Origin of the sequence: Candidatus Poriferisodalis sp. (assembly GCF_965198245.1) — a bacterium.
Taxonomy (GTDB): domain Bacteria; phylum Actinomycetota; class Acidimicrobiia; order Acidimicrobiales; family Poriferisodalaceae; genus Poriferisodalis.
In genome coordinates this window covers 1175540-1194316 of sequence record NZ_OZ240249.1, presented here as the reverse complement: position 1 = coordinate 1194316, position 18777 = coordinate 1175540, and the positions used below count along the sequence as shown (strand labels likewise).

General features: G+C 66.3%; 19 protein-coding genes. 9 read left to right on the top strand and 10 right to left on the bottom strand.

What is annotated here, in order from left to right; all coding sequences use genetic code 11:
* The first annotated feature begins 21 nt into the window (after window positions 1-21).
* Entirely contained in the window at window positions 22-1383 is a 1362-nt protein-coding gene (locus ACOCMM_RS05645) for an LLM class flavin-dependent oxidoreductase (protein ID WP_419552210.1), read from the top strand.
* Between the two features lie 45 nt (window positions 1384-1428).
* Here the strand turns inward: ACOCMM_RS05645 and ACOCMM_RS05640 are convergent, their stop codons facing one another.
* The 3 genes from ACOCMM_RS05640 to ACOCMM_RS05630 form a co-directional block, all read right to left on the bottom strand.
* Window positions 1429-2241, bottom strand: a complete 813-nt coding sequence (locus ACOCMM_RS05640) for an SDR family NAD(P)-dependent oxidoreductase (protein ID WP_419552209.1) — start codon at window positions 2239-2241, stop codon at window positions 1429-1431.
* Window positions 2242-2268: 27 nt separating this feature from the next.
* Window positions 2269-3585: a homogentisate 1,2-dioxygenase gene (gene hmgA, locus ACOCMM_RS05635; RefSeq protein WP_419552208.1), complete on the bottom strand. Its 1317-nt coding sequence runs from the start codon at window positions 3583-3585 to the stop codon at window positions 2269-2271.
* 67 nt (window positions 3586-3652) lie between these two features.
* Window positions 3653-4951: an MFS transporter gene (locus ACOCMM_RS05630; RefSeq protein WP_419552207.1), complete on the bottom strand. Its 1299-nt coding sequence runs from the start codon at window positions 4949-4951 to the stop codon at window positions 3653-3655.
* Window positions 4952-5004: 53 nt separating this feature from the next.
* Here ACOCMM_RS05630 and ACOCMM_RS05625 point away from each other — a divergent pair, with 53 nt between their 5' ends.
* From ACOCMM_RS05625 to ACOCMM_RS05605, 5 genes are all read left to right on the top strand, one after another.
* Window positions 5005-5190, top strand: coding sequence for a hypothetical protein (locus ACOCMM_RS05625; RefSeq protein ID WP_419552206.1), 186 nt, complete (start codon window positions 5005-5007; stop codon window positions 5188-5190).
* A gap of 122 nt (window positions 5191-5312) precedes the next feature.
* Window positions 5313-5567 (top strand): LLM class flavin-dependent oxidoreductase, encoded by a 255-nt coding sequence (locus ACOCMM_RS05620; RefSeq protein WP_419552205.1) that lies wholly within the window; start codon window positions 5313-5315, stop codon window positions 5565-5567.
* Complete coding sequence (locus tag ACOCMM_RS05615; RefSeq protein ID WP_419552204.1) at window positions 5564-5944, top strand: hypothetical protein; 381 nt, start codon at window positions 5564-5566, stop codon at window positions 5942-5944. The genes ACOCMM_RS05620 and ACOCMM_RS05615 overlap by 4 nt, the downstream gene beginning before the upstream one ends.
* 119 nt (window positions 5945-6063) lie before the next feature.
* The gene (locus tag ACOCMM_RS05610; protein WP_419552203.1) at window positions 6064-6807 is read left to right on the top strand and encodes an SDR family NAD(P)-dependent oxidoreductase; all 744 of its coding nucleotides are present in this window, start codon (window positions 6064-6066) and stop codon (window positions 6805-6807) included.
* Window positions 6808-7015: 208 nt separating this feature from the next.
* On the top strand, window positions 7016-8647 hold the full coding sequence (locus tag ACOCMM_RS05605) for a SulP family inorganic anion transporter (RefSeq protein ID WP_419552202.1): 1632 nt from the start codon (window positions 7016-7018) through the stop codon (window positions 8645-8647).
* 52 nt (window positions 8648-8699) lie between these two features.
* On the opposite strand, the gene ppk2 is transcribed toward ACOCMM_RS05605, so the two are convergent.
* From ppk2 to ACOCMM_RS05585, 4 genes are read right to left on the bottom strand one after another with little or no spacing between them, the layout of a single operon-like run.
* Window positions 8700-9572: a polyphosphate kinase 2 gene (ppk2, locus tag ACOCMM_RS05600; protein ID WP_419552201.1), complete on the bottom strand. Its 873-nt coding sequence runs from the start codon at window positions 9570-9572 to the stop codon at window positions 8700-8702.
* Between the two features lie 57 nt (window positions 9573-9629).
* Window positions 9630-10517: a DMT family transporter gene (locus ACOCMM_RS05595; RefSeq protein WP_419552200.1), complete on the bottom strand. Its 888-nt coding sequence runs from the start codon at window positions 10515-10517 to the stop codon at window positions 9630-9632.
* A gap of 45 nt (window positions 10518-10562) precedes the next feature.
* Window positions 10563-11522, bottom strand: coding sequence for an ornithine cyclodeaminase family protein (locus tag ACOCMM_RS05590; RefSeq protein WP_419552199.1), 960 nt, complete (start codon window positions 11520-11522; stop codon window positions 10563-10565).
* A complete protein-coding gene (locus tag ACOCMM_RS05585; RefSeq protein ID WP_419552198.1) occupies window positions 11522-12001 on the bottom strand; it encodes a SixA phosphatase family protein in 480 nt (159 codons plus the stop codon). Before ACOCMM_RS05585 ends, ACOCMM_RS05590 begins: the two co-directional genes overlap by 1 nt.
* A gap of 105 nt (window positions 12002-12106) precedes the next feature.
* On the opposite strand from ACOCMM_RS05585, the gene ACOCMM_RS05580 reads away from it, so the two are divergent.
* The 3 genes from ACOCMM_RS05580 to ACOCMM_RS05570 all read left to right on the top strand — a co-directional run bounded on the left by ACOCMM_RS05580 (window position 12107) and on the right by ACOCMM_RS05570 (window position 16030).
* The gene (locus ACOCMM_RS05580) at window positions 12107-14212 is read left to right on the top strand and encodes a thiamine pyrophosphate-binding protein (RefSeq protein ID WP_419552197.1); all 2106 of its coding nucleotides are present in this window, start codon (window positions 12107-12109) and stop codon (window positions 14210-14212) included.
* A gap of 181 nt (window positions 14213-14393) precedes the next feature.
* Entirely contained in the window at window positions 14394-15083 is a 690-nt protein-coding gene (locus tag ACOCMM_RS05575; protein WP_419552196.1) for a class I SAM-dependent DNA methyltransferase, read from the top strand.
* A complete protein-coding gene (locus tag ACOCMM_RS05570; RefSeq protein WP_419552195.1) occupies window positions 15080-16030 on the top strand; it encodes a Dyp-type peroxidase in 951 nt (316 codons plus the stop codon). Before ACOCMM_RS05575 ends, ACOCMM_RS05570 begins: the two co-directional genes overlap by 4 nt.
* Window positions 16031-16058: 28 nt before the next feature.
* Here ACOCMM_RS05570 and ACOCMM_RS05565 read toward each other — a convergent pair whose 3' ends face one another.
* The 3 genes from ACOCMM_RS05565 to ACOCMM_RS05555 form a co-directional block, all read right to left on the bottom strand.
* Window positions 16059-16994, bottom strand: a complete 936-nt coding sequence (locus ACOCMM_RS05565; protein ID WP_419552194.1) for an isopenicillin N synthase family dioxygenase — start codon at window positions 16992-16994, stop codon at window positions 16059-16061.
* Between the two features lie 84 nt (window positions 16995-17078).
* Complete coding sequence (locus tag ACOCMM_RS05560; RefSeq protein ID WP_419552193.1) at window positions 17079-17255, bottom strand: hypothetical protein; 177 nt, start codon at window positions 17253-17255, stop codon at window positions 17079-17081.
* A gap of 144 nt (window positions 17256-17399) precedes the next feature.
* Window positions 17400-18701 (bottom strand): inositol-3-phosphate synthase, encoded by a 1302-nt coding sequence (locus ACOCMM_RS05555; RefSeq protein ID WP_419552192.1) that lies wholly within the window; start codon window positions 18699-18701, stop codon window positions 17400-17402.
* Window positions 18702-18777: the final 76 nt, after the last annotated feature.

Sequence of the window (18777 nt, the reverse complement as noted above, 5' to 3'; positions counted from 1 at the left end):
CGACAATGCGAGACTGACCCTGTGGCGGGAGAAGCAAGGCCGGGGCGGCGGATCATCCTGAACGCCTTCACGATGAACTGCGTCAGCCACATCCAGCAGGGCTTATGGGTGCGTGACGACACCCGCCAGCGGGAGTACACCTCGCTCGAACCGTGGCTCGAGCTCGCCCGCATCTGCGAGGCGGGGTGCTTCGACGCCATCTTCCTGGCGGACGTAATCGGGCTGTACGACACCTACCAGGGCAGCGCCGACACCTCGCTGCGCGAGGGCATGCAGGTGCCCGTGAACGACCCGATGCTGCTGATCCCAGCCATGGCGACGGTCACTGAGCACCTCGCATTCGCCTTCACCAGCTCAGTGCTGCAGGCGCACCCGTTCACGTTCGCCCGCCAGATCACCACGCTCGATCACCTCACCGGCGGGCGCGTGGCGTGGAACGTCGTGACGTCGTACCTGCAGAACGCCGCCCAGAGCCTCGGCCATGACCGCCTTCCGCGCCATGACGAGCGCTACGAACAGGCCGAGGACTACATGGAGGTCTGCTACAAGCTCTGGGAGGGCAGCTGGACCGACGACGCCGTGGTGGCCGACACCGAACGCCGCGTCTACGTCGATCCCAACGGCGTACGGCCGATCAACCACAAGGGCGCCTACTACTCGGTGGCGGGGCCACATCTCTCGGAGCCGTCACCGCAGCGGACGCCAGTGATCTTCCAAGCAGGTTCCTCAGATCGCGGGCGAGACTTCGCCGCGAGACATGCCGAGTGCGTCTTTGTCGTGGCGGCATCGCGGGGCCTCACCCGCATCGCCGCAGACATCCGCCGAAGGGTGAGCGCGGAAGGTCGCCATCCCGACGACGTGAAGATCATTGCCGGCCTGTCCCCTGTCGTGGGCGGAACGGAGGCCGAGGCGAAAGCCAAGCACGCCGACTATCTCGAAACGCTCTCGCTGGAAGCGGGCCTCGCCCATCTGAGCGGCAACCTCAACGTCGATCTCAGCCACATCGACCCTGATCAGCCGCTCGAGACCTTTGACACCGAAGGCGTGCGGGGACCGGTGAAATCCCTGCTGGATTCCGCTCAGCCGGGCACCCGCACCTTCGGGGATCTCGTCAAGCTCAACATGGCGGGGCAGTTCCTGATCGGCTCTCCCGAGCAGATCGCCGACGGCATGCAGCGCCGTCTGGACCAAGGCGTGGACGGCTTCAACTTGGTCTACGCCACCACGCCCGGCACGTTCGTGGACTTCATCGAAGGCGTGGTTCCCGTGCTCTCAGAACGTGGGCTGGTTCAGCGGGCGTATCAACCGGGAACGCTGCGGGACAAGCTCTTCGGCCGCAGTCGACTGCCCGAGACACACTTCGGCAGCGGCTTCCGCCGGTAGTCGGCGCAGCTGCTGCGCCGTCGCCTGGCCGTTCCGCTCGGGGGTTCAGCCGGCCAGCGTGGCCCGTGACGGCCCCCGCAAGGTCACACCGCCGTCGACGACCAGCGTGTGGCCGGTGATGTAACGAGCCTCGTCGGTGCACAGGAACCTGACCGCTGCGCCTACATCCCAGCCGTTGCCTTCGATGCCGAGCACGCTGGCGCGTCGGCGTGCCTCTGCAAGATCTTCGGGCATGTCATCGCCGCCGACGAGTGGCGTACGGACGGGACCAGGGGCGACGCAGTTCACCCGAACGTTGTCGGCACCATGGTCGACCGCCATCGCCGACGTGAGCGCCATGATCGCCCCCTTCGAGGTCGAGTACGCCGTCATGCCTCGGGGCCTTAGCGCCGAGATGGATGAGATGTTGACGACGGCGCCTCCGCCCGAGTGCTCGATCATGGCGGGGATTGCGTGCCGTGACGCCAGCACCATCGAGGTCAGATTCACATCCATGACGCGCTGCCAGCGGTCGACGTCATCGGTCACCACCGATCCGCTGCTGCCGATGCCCACGTTGTTCACCAGGATGTCCAGCCGGCCCCAGCGATCGAGCGCAGCCTGGGTCATGGCCTCGCAGTCGGCTTCGACGGTCACATCGGCCTCGACGGCGATGGCGCTGCCGCCTTCGGCGGTGATCATCTCGACGGTGAACTCAGCGAGCTCCGCCTTGCGGTCGACAGCAACGACATGCGCTCCGGCCTCGGCCAGCAACACCGCAGCGGCGCGGCCGTTGCCGATCCCGTCCCCCCGTGCCCCCGCGCCGGTGACCATCGCCACCCGGCCGCTCAGATCAGCATTCGCCCGTGTCGCACTCATTGACAGCCTCCTGCGCTGGGCGACCGCCTAGCCGCTGTTGCGGCGCAGCGTGCTGCGGTCGTCCAGCGGTGTCCACGCATCGGTGTAGTCGTCCTGCAGCTCACTCAGGCCGGCTGCCCAGGCGGTGGGGATCCACGCATAGCGGGACTCGAACATGAAGGCCAGCATGTCGGCCATCCGCCGGGGCTCGAGTTCCGCCGTGGTGCCGGCGTTGTAGGCGTCGATGTCGGGGCCGTGGGGCAGGAACGCGTTGTGAATGCTCACGCCGCCGGGCAGGAAGCCTTCGAGCTTGGCGTCGTAGGTGCCTTCGATGAGCCCCATCAGCTCGCTCATCACGTTGGAGTGGTACCAGGGCGGACGGAACGTGTGCTCCTGAACGGCCCAGCGTTCGCGGAACAGCACGAAGTCCACGTTGGCGGTGCCCGGAAGGTCTGAGGGCGACGTCAGCAGCGTCCAGATCGAGGGCGCGGTGTGATCGAACAGCAGCGGCCCGAGCGGGCAGTAATTGCGCAGGTTGTACTTGTAGGGGGCGAAGTTGCCGTGCCACGCCACCACATCGAGCGGTGAGTGCGGCAGGTGTGTCTCGAGCAGGCGGCCGTCGTGCTTGAAGACCAGCCGGGTGGGATTGTCGTCGGCCTCGTAGCCGGCGACCGGATAGAGGAAGTCCCGCGGCATGGCCAGCGCGTCCACGCCGATCAAACCCGGGTCTGGCAGCCGGAATGGTGCGCCGTAGTTCTCGCACACATATCCCCGGACTGTCTCCTCCATGAGCTCGACGCGGAACTTGACGCCACGGGGAACTGTTGCCAGCTCGGCAGGCCCAACCGTGAGCGTGCCGAGTTCGGTGACGAGTCGCAGCGTCCCCTGCTGAGGCACGATCAGCATCTCGCCGTCGGAATTCGCGAACACTTCACCGTCCATCGAACGGTTGGCGAAGTACAGGTGCGTAGCAGCGCCGCATTGGACATGAGCGTCGCCATTGGTGGCCAGCGTGCAGAGCCCTTCGAGCCAGGTGCACGGCTCGTCAGGAACCCCAATGGGACTCCAGCGCAGCTGGGCCACCGGCGGCGAACCCTCACGGCAGGGGGAGGACCGGATGTTGCCCGGATTGATGTCGCGGAGTTCCGTGACGTGACGCACCGATGGTCGGATCCGGTACATCCACGTGCGCAGCGCATCCGTCCGAGCGACAGTGAAAGCGCTGCCGGTCAGCTGCTCGGTGTAGAGGTCGTGGGCGACACGCTGGGGGCTGTTCTGACCGATCGGCAGCACGCCGGACTCAGCTTCGGTGGCGTGCTCGTTGCCGAACCCGCTCTGATACTCGACGCCGAAGTCATCCCCCATGCCTGCCAGCCTAGATCGGGCCTGCCGACCCGCTTGAGGTGGCGAGCACAGTCCAGCCAGACCGGCGCTAGTAGCTGGGTCGGCGGTGGTGGCGCATGACCAGCGCCAGGACGGTTGCGCCAGCCGCGCAGACCGCGAAGCCGGTCCAAACCAGGTCGAAACTGCCCGTCCATTCCGCTATGTAGCCGGTCGCGAGGCCGCCGATGCTCAGCCCGGACATGAATCCGAGCATCACCGTGCCCGATGCCCGACCCGCCAGCGCAACAGGAATCCCAGTGATGACCGCCAACATCGCTACGGCGTTCCAGGACATCATGGTGAAGCCAGCCAGCAGGGACATCACCCACAGCAGGCCGCCGTAGACAGAGGTGGCGGCGAGCAGGAGTCCCATCGCGACGACGGTGAACCCCGCCTGGACGGCCAGCGCGCTCGCCGGCCGGACTCGTCGTTCGGTGAGCCGAGCCCACCAGATGCGTGATCCCACCGCGGTGATGCCCGCGAGCGCACTGGCCAGCCCGGCCCAGAAGTTGGTCCAGCCCAGTGATTCCTCGGCAAAGAGGATCTGGAAGCGGCCGACGCCACCCGCGACGGCGCCCATCAACAGCGAGTACCAGGTGATCGCAATGATGAAGCGGTGCTCGGAGCGGCCCATGCGGAGCACCTTCGGTGCCAGCGGGGTGATGGTGAACACCGCGCCCGGCGGTGCGTCGTACGCCGCTGCCGATTGGGCGCCCGTCCGCGCGTCAGGACGCATCCACAGTTGGATGCCGAGAGCGCACACCAGAGCCACGACCCCATAGACGCCGACCGCGGTACGCCATCCGAACCAGACAGCGAGCGTCGGCAGCGTCGCCCCCGCCAGGAAGGCCCCGAACATGACGCCCGATTGCTTGAGGCCGGTGATTGTGCCTCGTTGACCTTCTGGCACTCGTTCGGCGACGAGCTTGTTGGTTGCCGGGTTGCACCAGCCCTGGCCAAGGCCAGCGAACGTTGCAGAGGCCATCAGCGCCCAGACGTTGGGCGCGAAGGCCATGCCGACCATGCCGACCCCGGCCGTAACGATGGTCAGCACGGTTGAGAGCTTCGGGCCGATGCGGTCGGTGAGGCGCCCCGAGAGCGGGGCGAACAGCGCTGCTGCAACCGTGTTGGTCGTGAGAGCGACCCCGAAGACACCTTTGGTGATGCCGAGCGACCCGATGAGATCGGCCGCCACAACCGCCGGTGCGATCAGGGGAAACGGCCCGAGCACCATCGTGGCGACGAGCACGAACCTCAGACCGAAGCGCTGCAGCGGGCCATCGGGACCCGGCGGGGGCGCCTCGGCAGCGTCCGGTACTGCGCTGGAGACGCTGCCGACCGTTCGCATCGCTGCGCACCCTATGGCTGCTGTCACGCTTTCTGTGTGCAAATGTGCCGTCTGTGGCGGCATTTCTGCGCAGAGTCGAGGCCGTCGGGGCCCGCCGCAGCGTTGCCGATGTCGCCGACCTCGGGGCCGCGGACGCGATGGTGACGATGGAAGCTCTTGCTGGTGAGCTGCCTCTGGCTGACGTGGTGGTCCTGACGTGCCCGCTGACGGCCCGCTCTGGAATCATCCCAAGGTTGTGATGACGACCCATATCGGAGGCGCCGGCAGCGGGATGCCGTCTCGCAACGACGACCCGTTCATTTCCCGGCTCGATTCGTTCCTCGCGGGCCACACGCCTCGCCTGCTGGTGGAGAGCTGAGCCTTGAGAACCGAGACACTGCTGCCGCTGGGCAAGCTCGACCCCGGGCTGCGAGCCCCCGACGTGCCGCTCGACGTGACGAGCATCGGCGAGGCCGCTGCGCAGGTCGAAGAACTGGGCTACGACGCCCTCGTCGTCGAGGAGACCAAGGACGACCCCTACCAGCTCCTCGCAATGGCAGCAATGGCAACGACCACGCTGGAACTCGGCACCTCAGTGGCGATGGCGTTCCCGCGGTCACCAACTGTCGGTGCATGAAGCCGCTCGTGGCCACAGCGCCAGACGAGGCCACGCTGGCGGTCGTGGCACGCACTGTTCGCGAGCGCGTGGGCTTCTACCTGTCGACACCCGCCTACCGGGCAGCCTTCGACGTGCACGAATGGACTGACGAGGCGGAGCGGGCCGCGGTGATGTCGAAAGCTCAGCGCTGGGACGAGATTTCGGCGCTCGTATCCGATGAGATGCTGCACACCATCGCCACGGTCGGCACCTACGACCAGATCGGACGTCTGCTCGCCGAGCGGTACGGTGCCCTGACCGACCGCATCGAGTTCTCGATCCCCGTCAACAATCCTGAAGACGGCGAGCGGTTGACCAGCATTCTCACGGAGCTTCAGGCCACCAGCCGAAGCTGAGCGGTGCCGCGGCTCCTCGCCGGCAACCCCACCTGAGACCTTCTAGGTCTAGGGTCTCGTCGTCGGTCGCGTGCAGGCGCGGCTATGGAGTCAACCGCACACAGGCTGGGAGGCAGCAGATGGGTGTCCTGGACGGGCGAGTCGCGATCATTACCGGGGGCGCACGAGGGCAGGGCGCTGTCGAAGGGCAGCTCTTTGCTGACGAAGGTGCAACCGTGGTCCTCACCGACGTGCTCGACGAAGAGGGCGAGCGGACCGCCGGCGAGGTGGGATGCGAGTACCTGCACCAGGATGTGGCCTCGGAGGCCGATTGGGATGCGGTCGTGGCCGACGTCGTGAATCGTCACGGCCGCATCGACGTCCTGGTGAACAACGCCGGGATCTTCCAGGACACCGGCCTGATGAACACGACGGCCGAGGACTACCACCGCATGATGAGCATCAACGCTGCGGGCACGTTCTTGGGAATGCAGAAGGTCGGGGCAGTGATGGCCGAGGCAGAGTCCGGATCCATCATCAACATCAGCTCAGTCGCGGGCCTCATGGGAACCTTGGGAGGGTTCGCCTACGGTGCCAGCAAGTGGGCGGTGCGCGGCATGACCAAGTCGGCGGCGAAGGAACTCGGCCGCCGCAACGTGCGCGTCAACTCGGTTCATCCCGGCTACATCGACACCGTGATGCTGACCCAGACATCGGTCTTCAACGAGGACCCCGACCGCACTCGCCGGGCGCTGCGCAACGTGCCGCTGGGGCGCATCGCCGAACCGGCCGAAGTCGGCCGCGTGGTCCTGTTCCTGGCGTCGGACGCCAGCAGCTACTGCACCGGCCAGGAATTCACCGTCGATGGGGGCATGTTCTGTTGAGCTGGCTCAGCCGAACCATCAGACACAGCGGCTAGGAACGGCGCTCCCGCATATTGACGGCGGCGCGGACATCGGGCAATTGCTGCCCCACCTCGGGTCCGCTGGGCGAGATCTGGGTGCTGCGGGGCGCTACGTCAACGTCCGCAAGTGGCGATCAAGCAGTGAACTACAGTGACCCGCGGGTTAGCCCCATGGGGAGAGGTCGCACATGAACTACGACGCCCGGCTCCTCCGTGCGGACATCCGAGCTGGCATCACCTCTGCCGCTGTCGTGTTGCCGCTCGCGCTCGCCTTCGGCGTCGTGTCAGGGCTGGGTCCCATTGCCGGTCTGTGGGGCGCAGTTGCCGTCGGGTTCCTCGCGGCTGTCGTTGGGGGCACGCGGGTACAGATTTCCGCGGCGACGGCCCCGGTGGCGATCGCCGTGTCGTTCATTCTCGTGAGGTACGCCGATTCGGCCGTCGAGGCGCTCGCAATCATCTTCATCGCCGGCATCATCCAGATTCTCCTGGGCCTGTTGCGACTCGGGAATCTGGTGCAATACACGCCGTATTCGGTGGCTTCGGGCTTCATCAGCGGTGTCGGAATCATGGTGGTGCTGCTGCAGGTACTGCCCTTCTTCGGTGCCGACCCAGTGCTCGGCAACCCACTCGATTCGATCCGCGATTGGCCCGGCGCTGCCCGCGACATGGACTTCCACGCGTTCGGATTGGCCGTCACCACCTTCGTGATCTTCGCGGGATGGCCAAAGCGGTGGCGCAACTACGTGCCAGCCGCCGCTGGCGCGCTCGTGTGCGGGATCGTTCTCGGCGCATGGATCTTCGACGGGGCTCCCCGCCTCACCGAAGTCGTCGACGCTCCGGATTTCTGGGCAATGGAGATGCCAACCGGCGGCTTCTGGGGTGCTGTCGGCGCAGCGATGATCATCGCTCTCATCGGCACGCTGAACAGCCTCCTGAACGCCTCGGAGTCCGACTCGATGACAGGACACCAGCACGACCCCGATCGGGAACTCATCGGCGTTGGACTCGGCAATGCACTGGCGGGCATGTTCGGCGGCCTGCCGGGTGCCGCTGCTCCGGACGCTACGCAGACGAATATCCGAGCAGGGGCTCAGACCAGAGTGGCGGGCGCAGTATCCGCAGTGGTGTCGCTCGTGCTGATGATCGTGCTCGGCGGCCTCGTCGACGACATCCCCTACTCGGTCCTGGCGGGCATCTTGCTGTGGATGGGCTTGCGGCTCATCGACTGGCGCCTCATAACGCACCTGAACAAGGTGCAACGAGAGCACGTGCTGGTGATGCTGCTCACGCTTGGGCTCACCGTCTTCGTCGACCTGCTGGTGGCCATTGCCGCCGGCCTGATCGCTGCGGCTCTGGCTGCCAGCCGTCGCTTTGAGCGGCTGGAGCTGGACAGTGTCTTGTCGGTGCCGATGCTTGATGCGGTGTTCTTTGCTGACAGCGACAGGGTCGACATCAGCCAATTCGATGCGTTCTCGGCGCGAGTCGGGATGGTGAAGATGCGTGGCAGCTTCACCGTTGCGTCATCCAACCGGCTGAGGATCGCCATCAGCAAGGACATCCAAGAACACGAAGTCGTGATCCTGGACTTCTCGGAGACGAGCTACATCGACGACAGCGCAGCGCTCGTGGTGGAGCAGCTCATCGACGCTGCCATAGAGCACGACACGGAGTGCATCGTGATCGGCCTCGACGGGCTGCCCGCGACCAGCTTGCAGGCCCTCGACGTGCTGCGCCGGGTACCGGGCGACCACTTCGTCCAGAGCTTCGATGATGCCCGGGCAATCGCCGGTCGGTTGCTCGAGATCAACATGGAGGCCTGAGCCAGCACGCTGCGGCTCCGAAGCGAGCCAGCCGAGGTCGTCCGAGGCAAGCTCAGTACAGCTCGGGGACGAACGTCTGGTCTGACATCGGCGGGCGCACGTACCCGCCTGAAGGACTGCGTTCTGGCAGCTCGACGGACTCCCACGGCACGGCTTCGTAGGGGATCTGCGACAGCAGGTGGGCAATGCAGTTGAGCCGCGCCGCCCGCTTGTCGTCCGCCTCGACGACGAACCACGGGGCCTGCTTGATGTCGGTGTGTGCGAACAGGGAGTCCTTGGCCCGTGAGAACTCCACCCACCGTGCACGAGCTTGGAGGTCCATCGGCGAGAGCTTCCAGCGCCGCGCCGGGTCGGCAATGCGGCTCTGGAAGCGACGCTCCTGCTCCTCGTCGCTGACGGAGAACCAGTATTTGATGAGGATGACGCCCGAGCGCACCAGCATCCGCTCAAACTCGGGGCATGAGCGCAGGAACTCCTCATACTCCTCATCGGTGCAAAAGCCCATGACCGGTTCGACGAGTCCGCGGTTGTACCAGCTGCGATCGAACAGCACCATTTCGCCGGCTGCAGGCAGCTCTCCGGCGTAGCGCTGGAACCACCACTGCGTCTTCTCGCGATCACTGGGCGTGCCGAGCGCCACGACGCGCACCACGCGAGGGTTCAGGCGTTCGGTGATGCGCTTGATCGTGCTGCCCTTGCCTGCCGCATCCCGGCCCTCGAAAATGACCACGACCTTGAGCCCCTTGTGGCGAATCCAGCGCTGGAGGCGGGCCAGTTCTTGCTGCAGGAGCTTGAGTTCCCGCTCGTATTCGCGGCGACCGATGCGGCTGCGACGCTTCGGCGGCGGGGCGGGGGGATCGGTGTCTGGCTCGGCAGCGGCAACTGCTTCAGGCTGAGCGTCTTTGGACGTGGCCTTCGACCCCATGGGTTCGGACAGTAATTGAGCGATCCGAGTGACGAAGACCCGCGGGAGGGGCTGGTCTCAAGCCCTCCTGATCGCCGCGGTGGTGGTTCGATCAAGCACCGTCGCGTAGAGCACGCCGAAGATCACGATGATGGCGCCCGCCACCGTTGTGAGCGTCGGGTACTCGCTCAAGAACACGGCTGCCCAGATGATGCCGGCCGCGGTCTCCACCGGAGCGAACAAGGCCACCTCGCCGGCAGGTGCGTATCTCGATGCGGTGCTGTAGGACAGGCGTCCAAGCGGGTTGCAGACCAAGCCCATCACCAGCACGGCAGCCCAGGCCGTGGCGTCGAGCCGGCCCAGGTCGACGACGAATGCCGTGGGGATGACCACCAGCGCCGAAGCCAGTGCCAGACCGACGATGCGGCTCATATCGCGATGGCGTCGCCAGACGACCGTGCTGGCGGCGAATGCCGCGACCGCAACCAGTGCCAGGAAATCGCCAAGCAGGTTCGGCGTGCCTATCGAATCCGAAACCACCAGGCCGATGCCGGCCAGCGTGAGCGTGATGCCCACGACGACGCGCAACGACGTTCGCTCACGCAGAGCGAACCATGCGATCGCCGCAGCCAGAACTGGCGCAGCCGCCACGATGGCCACGACGTGAGAGATCTCGGTGTGGGTGATCGCCGAGATGAACGTGAGCTGGCTGAGCGCCCCGAGCACGCCGATCGTGAGCAAGGGCACGGTGTGGGCCCGGATGGACGCCCAAGCGACGGATGGGCGCCGCATCGCCATTGCGCCATAAAGCACCAGTGCCAGCGCCCCGACGATGAAAGCGATGTCGAGTGCGTCGGCTTCCGAGATACGCACCCACAGCGAGTCGGTGGACACCAGCAGCATGCCGCTCGCCGCGAGGAACCAGCCGAGGCGTCGACCGTCGCGGTCGGAGTGAGTGTCCGTCACAACACCGTCGCGCTGCCGAGGTGGCCTGTTGTGATCATGAGAGCTTCAGTCATTGGCAGAGATGTCGCCGCCGAGGCGGCGGTGCACCAGCTGGGCTCCGGCCAAGTCCGACAAGGCGAAACCGACTGACTTGAACAGGGTGATCTCGGAATCGGAGGTGCGCCCGGGATGGTTGCCGGCGACAAGTGCCGCCAAGTCGGCTGCGATCGAGTCGCTCGTAATGAGTTCATCGGCGAGCGGTTGGGCGAGATCGCCTGCCAGCACCGCTCCGGCACGCGTGTCGACGAACAACGTTGATCGAACGACCGCAGCATCGTCGGCCTCGCGCATGTCGGCGCGGAAGCCGCCCACGAGGTCGAGATGCGTGCCGGGCTGCAGGAGGCTGCCGCACACCAGCGGGCCGGTTCCGCCAGTGGCACAGGTGACGATGTCGGCACGCTCGACTGCGACGTCAAGCGAGGGAGCAGGTCGGGCCGGCAGGCCGTGATCTTGGAGTGCGCCCGCCACTGCAGCGGCCTTGGCGGGATCCCGTCCCCAGACCTCAATGACGCCGAATTGCCGGACCGCGGCATGGGCGAGCGCAAGGTTGGGTGCCAGCTTGCCCGTGCCGACAACGAGCAACCGATCGGCATCGGAGCGGGCCAGACGATCAGCGGCCAGCGCTGAGACGGCGGCCGTGCGCCGCAGCGTGAGCTCGTCGCCGTCAAGCACAGCAGCGAGCTGGCCCGTCTGGCCGTCGAACAACAGGTAGCCCGCACTGATGATCGGCAGGTCGGTGCCCGCATTGGAGGGGTAGTACGTGACGGCTTTCACTCCGAGCAGTTCGCGATCAACCCATGCGGGCATGACCAGCAGCGAGCCGGTGCCGCCGTCGGGAAGGGCCACATCGTGCACCTCCCGCTGGGGCACCGTGACGCCACCGTCACCGAGCATCTGGGCAATTGCATCTATCAGCTCGTTCCACGGCGTGGCCCGCCGCACCGCTGCGGCATCGAGCGAGAGCATCACGAAGTGCCAGCGGTGAACAAGCGGGGAGGCCGGTAGACCCCGTGGGTGACGGCGCCGTCGACAACGTGAAGCTCCCAGACGGACGCCTTCTTGCAGCGGCTCGGGGTGAGGTCGACTCCCCGGTGGGCGAGGCGCCACAGCACTTCGGGAATGGCGTCGCCGTGGCTGCACAACACGCTGTCCCCTGGCAGGCCGCACAGGCAATCGAGCAGGGCTTCTGTGCGCGAGCCATCGGCGCCCTCGTCGAGCTCGACAGCGATCCCGATGTCCAGTCCCAGTGCTGCGGCGAGCGGTTCGACGGTCTGGATGCAGCGCACTGACGGGCTCGACAGCACTCGGTGCACTGGTGCTGCGGAGAGCAACTCGGCGATGGCCGCCGCCTGGGCCAAGCCCTTCGAGTCAAGAGGTCGGACGCTGTCGTCACCCTGCCAGACCCGCCGATCGCCAGCGGAAGCGTGACGAACGAGGTAAAGCACAGCGTGAACGCTAGAGCCGCGCAGGAATGTCTGCCGCCCCCTCCGCGACTACTGAGACCGGGATGGGGTATGAGACGATGAGCCCGAACCGAATGGGGGTGGGCGATGAGCAACACGACTCAGGATCCGGATCCGAGCGAGACGCCAAGCGTCGCTGGGTCCGATGCCGCGACGCCTAGCGTCGCTGGGTCCGATGCCGCGACGCCTAGCGTCGCGGTGCCCACACTCCCCGACGGCGCGTTTGCCTGGCACCGGCTGATCGGCGTCGACGAACTCGATGTCGGCCGGGTCACCGCGGTGACCGTCGAACGCGAGAGCCTGTGCGTCACTCGCACGGATACAGGATTCGGGTGCCTCGCCAACGCCTGCCCGCATCAGGGCGGTCCGCTCGGCGAGGGCAGCATCGAGGGCGGTTGGCTGCGCTGCCCGTGGCATGGCTACGACTACTCCCCCAGCAATGGCAAGCCGCCGCCCCCATTCGACGATGCACCTGCCGCCTACCGCACCGAGGTCCGGCCCGACGGTGTCTACGTGGCTCTGCCGGTTTCGGCCACCCGGACTCGAACCGTGTCGGACCAGCTCGTCGAGACCATGACCGCGTGGGGCGTCGGGTGGGTCTTCGGCATGGTGGGGCACTCAAATCTGGGCTTCGCCGATGCACTGCGAGAGGCCGAGGCTCGCGGCTCGCTGCAGTTCATCGGTGTGCGCCACGAGGGCGCCGCCTCCTTCGCAGCGACCGCCTACGGAAAGCTGACCGGGAGTCTGGCCGCGTGCTTTGCGATTGCCGGGCCGGGCAGTACCAACCTGCTGACAGGGCTCTATGACGCCAAGATGGATCGGGCGCCGGTGCTGGCGCTGTCGGGCCAGGTGCCGTCGAGCGTGCGTGGTAGGGGCGCATTTCAGGACACCGACCTGTCAGCGGCCTTCGCCGACGTTGCGCGCTACTCCCAGACCGTCCAGGCGGGCTCCGACGCAGCTGAGCTGATGAACTTGGCCTGCAAGACGGCGTTGGTGGAGTGCGACGTGGCGCACCTGGTGCTTCCCGACGAGGTGCAGGTGCTTCCCGCGCCCGGCGGTGGCCGCAGTGACGCCGGATCGCCGCAGGGTCGCACTGGCGACCGGGCGGTCTCGCCCGCGGCGAGCGCGCTCGACGCGGCAATCGATGTGCTGTCGGGCGCGGCGCGGCCGATGATCATTGTGGGGCACGGCGCCCGCAGCGGCATCGACGACATCGTGGCGCTGGCCGAAGCGATCGATGCGCCGGTCGCCACGACGTTCAAGGGCAAAGGCCTCATTGCCGACCAGCACCCGCTGGCCTGCGGCGTGCTGGGCCGCTCGGGTACGCCGATTGCCAGCTGGTTCATGAACGAGGCCGACGCGCTGGTGACCTTCGGCGTGTCATTCGCGAATCACACCGGCATTGCGTCGTACAAGCCGATCATTCAGGTCGACTTCGACCCGATGGCGCTGGGGCGGTTCCATGCGGTGACGGTGCCGATGCTGGCCGACGTGGGCGTGGCGGCACGGGCGTTCGCTGAAGCGTTTCGCAGCCGGGCCGTCCCAGGTACGGCCGCGGCCGAGGTGGCAGCGCGTTGGGACATCTGGCGTGCGGAAAAACAGAGCCGGCGCGACGACGACCGGGGCAGCGGCATGAACTCGGCGGTCGTCTTCGAGGCTCTGAGTCGCCTCGTTCCGGCCGACGCCATCATGACGGTGGATGTCGGCAATCACGCCTACTCCTTCGGCCGCTACTTCGAGCCGTGCGGGCAGACCGTGCTGATGTCGGGATACTTGGGGTCCATCGGCTTCGCATTCCCCGCTGCGATGGGGTGCTGGGCCGCAACCCAGCGTGCGCCGGGTGTCGACGGATCGCCGTGGGCGGAGCGGTCTGTGGTCTCCGTGTCAGGCGACGGCGGCTTCGGCCAGTACGCCATGGAGTTGACGACCGCCGTGAAGTACGGCATGAACATCACCCACGTGCTGCTCAACAACGGCGAGCTGGGGAAGATCTCCAAGGAGCAGCGAGCGGCCGAGCTCGATGTGTGGCAGACCTCGCTGCACAACCCCGGCTTCGCGTCCTTCGCGCAGTTGTGCGGTGCGATGGGGCGCGAGGTGACATCGGCAGATGAGCTGGACTCGGCACTGTCGGACGCCCTCGCCCACCGGGGCCCTGCGCTCGTTGAGGTGATGACCGATCCGCTGCTCGTCTAGGGGCCGCGCGGATAGGTGGTGGCGTCTCGAAAAGTTGGTGTCACGCCTTCTTTGTGCAAGTTTGCCGTCTGTGGCGGCATTTCTGCGCAAAGTCCAGGCCGTCGGGGCTGCCGGGCATCGCCGCCTATCCGTTGAGGCTCTTTGGGGGCCGTCCGGAGGCGATCACTAGCGTCGAGGGGCGATGACGAGACAAGCGGCAGCACAATCGGCAGCCTCGAAGTCCCCAGACGGGCTCGGGCTCGACGAGGCGTATGCGGTCGACGGACCGGACGCCAACCGCGAGCTGTACGCGTCGTGGGCGGCGACATACGAGTCGGAGTTCATCGTCGAGAGCCGCTACGTGTACCACCAGCAGGTGGCCGAGGTGTTCTGCGCCGGCATGGCCGCCTTTGACCGACCGGTACTCGATGCAGGCTGTGGCACCGGCATCGTGGGTGACGAGCTGGCGAGGCTGGGCGTGACGGTCATCGATGGCATCGATATTTCGACGGAGATGCTGGCGAAGGCCGGCACCAAGACCCACGACAGTCGGCCTACCTACCGGCAGCTCGTCGAAGCCGATCTCACCGGCCGCATTGATCTCGCTGATGAGTCCTACGACGGCATCGTGAGCGCAGGCACATTCACTCACGGACATCTCGGTCCCGACACGATCTCGGAGCTGCTGCGGGTGGCACGCCCTGGTGCGCATTGCGCGCTGGGGATCAACTCGGCTCACTTCGACGAGTTCGGATTCGGCGACTGGCTCGAGCAGTGCCGCGCAGACGGGCACATCACCGAGCTGCGCTACGAGCTGCGGCCCATCTATGGCAGCGCCGACGAAGCGGATCCCGACCAGTGGGCCCGCATCGCCGTCTTCACGGTCCGATGAGCACCGCTTCGACTTCCCAACGGGCGATCTTCGCCGACTTGGGTCGCAGCCAGTGGTACCTGCACCTGAGCCGCCCATCAGCGGGTGGGAGTGGATTCGACCTGGGCTGGCTGGGTGCTGTGCTGGGCGAAGCGCGCGCAGTGTGTACCTCGGCCAGCCTGGAATTGCTGATTGGCTTCGGCCCAGCGCTGCTGGGCGAGTTCAGCAATGACGTGCCCGACGACTTCGGGCCCTACGAGACGATCGAGTCCGCCGATGGTTCGGGTCGCCGCGCCGTGGGCACGCAGGAAGAACTGTTGCTGTGGTTCCACGGATCACGCACGGACGACGTGTGGAAGGCCCAGTACGACACCCGGATCTCACTGCGGCCGCATTTTGCAGTGGCACGCGAGACGCCGGCATTCGTCTATGGCGAATCGCTCGACATGACCGGGTTCGTGGACGGCGTCGGGAACCCCGACGATACCGAGCGGGTCGCCGTGGCGACGGTTGCCGCCGGCGAGCCGGGAGCGGGCGGCAGCCACGTCATCGCACAGCGCTGGGTGCACGACCTCGGGGCGTGGGAACGAGTTGCCACCGGCGAGCAGGAGGACATCATCGGCCGGCGCAAGTGGTCGGGCACTGACAAGCTGGCGGTTCAGGCGCCGCAGAGTCATCTGCGCCATGTCGAGCTGCGTGTCGATGGGAACCATGGATTGAGCGGCAGCCCCGAGCGCGACGAGATGTGGCGCCGCTCGACGCCGTATGCATTCCACGACGGCACGGTCGGGCTGTACTTCCTCGGTTTCTCGGCGTCGCAGGCGCCGCTGCGTGAACGGATGCGTCTCATGTACGGCCTCGATGCCGCTGACGGGGTACGTGACGGGCTCACTGACTTTTCGACGCCGGTGTCAGGTTCGTACTATTTCGCCCCTAGCCAACAGACCCTCGACGCAATCTGCGGCTAGGTCGCCGCGGCCGCTGCGCAGTGGAGAGCTACTTGCGGTACGCGAATGTTTCGTCGAAACGCGACTGAAGGTACACGCCCGACGTCGTGGGCAGGTACTTCGGCTGCTCGCCTTCGCCGAGGCAGCTCGGCAGGCACTCGACGACCGTGTCGAAGGACGGGTTGACAAACGTCGGCACCGAGTATCGGTCGGCGGCGTGCGGCGACTGCACCCGGTGAACAGTGGCGCGATACCGATCATTCGTCCAGCGGGCCAGCATGTCGCCCAGATTCACGATGAAGCTGCCCGTCGGTGCTACGACGTCGTGCCACTGCCCGTCGACGTCCGCTAGCTGCAGTCCGGGCGTTCCGTCGGTGTGCAAGAGCGTTACGCAGCCGTAGTCGCTGTGGGCACCGCAACCCAGCTGGTCCAAAAGCGGTTCGCCGACAGCGGGGTACCTGATGAGACGGGTGCCGACCAGGGGCCGCACGAGGCGCTGACCAAAGAAGGACGGCGGTAGGTCGAGGGCCTCGGCAATCAAGCGCAGCAGGCGTTTCGCAGCATCGAGTACTGCCTCCTGGTAGGCCTCGACAGTCATACGAAACCCGGGCACGTCCGGCCACTGATTCGGTCCCTCGAGCGGCGAACAATCGGGATCATCGAGTGAGCGTTCGGGACCGAAGTCCAACGTCTCCTTGAAGTCGGCGCGCATCCCAGGCTCGAGCAATTCGCCCTCCACACCCGCGTAACCCCGGTGATGACCGGAGAGTTCGATTGCGAGCGCGCACTTGGATGCAAGAGGCTGTGTGAAGAACTGGCGTGCGGCCATGAGTACGCCGTCGAGGAGTGCGCGCTCGACGCCGTGCCCGGTCATGGCAAAAAAACCGATACCGCGGCAGGCAGCGTCGATCTGCTCGCTCGCAGCCGCGAACGAGGTGTCGCCGGAAATGTCGATGACCGGAATCTCCGTATCGCCGCCCGGCATGGCACGCAACGTATCGGGTCAGCCAAGCGCGCCGAAGCGGGACGGCGGAGAGGGAACCGGCCCGCTTCGGATGCTGCTGGGGGTCTATGCAGCGGTCGTCGAAGCAGTGGACCCGGAGCCCTCGGAGTGGGTGTGGCCGCCCCAGCGGCCCTTGCCCATGAAACCGCCGCGGTTACGGTGCCACCCGTCGGGGTCTTCGGATCGATCTGGCCGCTCGCCGTTCACCATTGCAGTGATCTTGGCGGTCAGCTCGTCGGCCATTCCGCCAGCCCTTTCGTCGGGGTGTTCTGACGACCCTGACGATGGCAGGCAAATCTGAAAGGCCCCTGAGATCAACCTGAGAGCGACCTAAGAATGCGCGCTCGGCAGAGGTGATCGCCGAGGCGGAGCGTGACCAGCCGGCTGTCAGCCAGCTTCGGAGTGGGTGACCGGATCCTCGCCCATCCATTCGCGCAGCGTGTTCTTGAGCTTCGTCTGCTGGATGAACAGGTCATGCTCGGGACCGGCGAGATCCGCGGACTGCGGCGCCTTCAAGTAGAACGACAACCACTCCTGCACGCCGCCGTGACCGGCACGCTGGGCGAGATCCAGGAAGAGCGCCAAGTCGAGCACGATGGGCGCCGCCAAGATCGAATCGCGGCACAGGAAATCGATCTTGATCTGCATCGGGTAGCCGAGCCATCCGAAGATGTCGATGTTGTCCCAGCCCTCTTTGTTGTCTCCACGCGGCGGGTAGTAGTTGATCCGCACCACGTGGTCGATCTCGCCGTAGAGATCCGGGTAGGTCTCCGGCTGCAGGATCGTGTCGAGAACGCCCAGCTTGGAGGTTTCCTTCGTCTTGAAGTTCTCGGGATCGTCGAGGACCTCGCCGTCGCGGTTGCCCAGAATGTTGGTGGAGTACCAGCCGCGCAGGCCCAGCATTCGAGCCTTGAGCCCCGGCGCTACCAGCGTCTTCATGAGCGTCTGACCGGTCTTAAAATCCTTGCCGGCGATCGGGACGCCGCGGCGTTCCGCGAGCTCGGTCATGACCGGGATGTCGACCGTCAGGTTCGGCGCGCCGTTGGCAAACGGCACACCGCTCATAAGTGCTGCGTAGGCGTACATCTGGCTCGGCGAGATGTTCTCGTCATCGGCTGCAAGCCCAGCTTCGAACGCCTCCACGCTGGTGTGCACCCCTGTGGGCTCCTGGTACGCCTCGGTCGACCCGCACCACACCATCACCAGCCGGTCACACTCGTTCTCGGCGCGGAAACGCTCAATGTCGTCCATCAGGGCTTGGGTCGCGTCGAGCTTGCTCATCGGCGGCTTGGTGCGTGTGCCTTCGAGTCGGCTGACCCAGCGGGGATCGAACACGGCGTCCATCGCCACGATGCCTTCGAGCTCGCGGGAGATCACGCCGAGGTCGCGCTCTTCGAGCACCCCCGCAGCGCGAGCGCCCTCGAGTGCGTTAGGCGTAATGGGGTCCCAGCCACCGAAGACCAGGTCGTCGAGACTGGCCAGCGGCACAAAATCGCGAATCAACGGGTTGCGGCCCTCGCCCCGGCCTCCCAGGCGAATATGGGCCATCTGGGTCACCGACCCGATCGGCGCTGCCAGCCCGGCCCGCATTGCCAGCACGCCAGCGATGAACGTGGTGGCAACGGCGCCCATGCCGGGCGTCAGCACACCGAGCTTGCCCGTCGCAGGTGCGATCTGGGGTGTCGTCATACCGCGAACCCTAAGGGGCCGCGCGGAAAGGTGGCGTCTCGGAAAGTTGCTGTCACGCCTTCTTTGTGCAAATTTG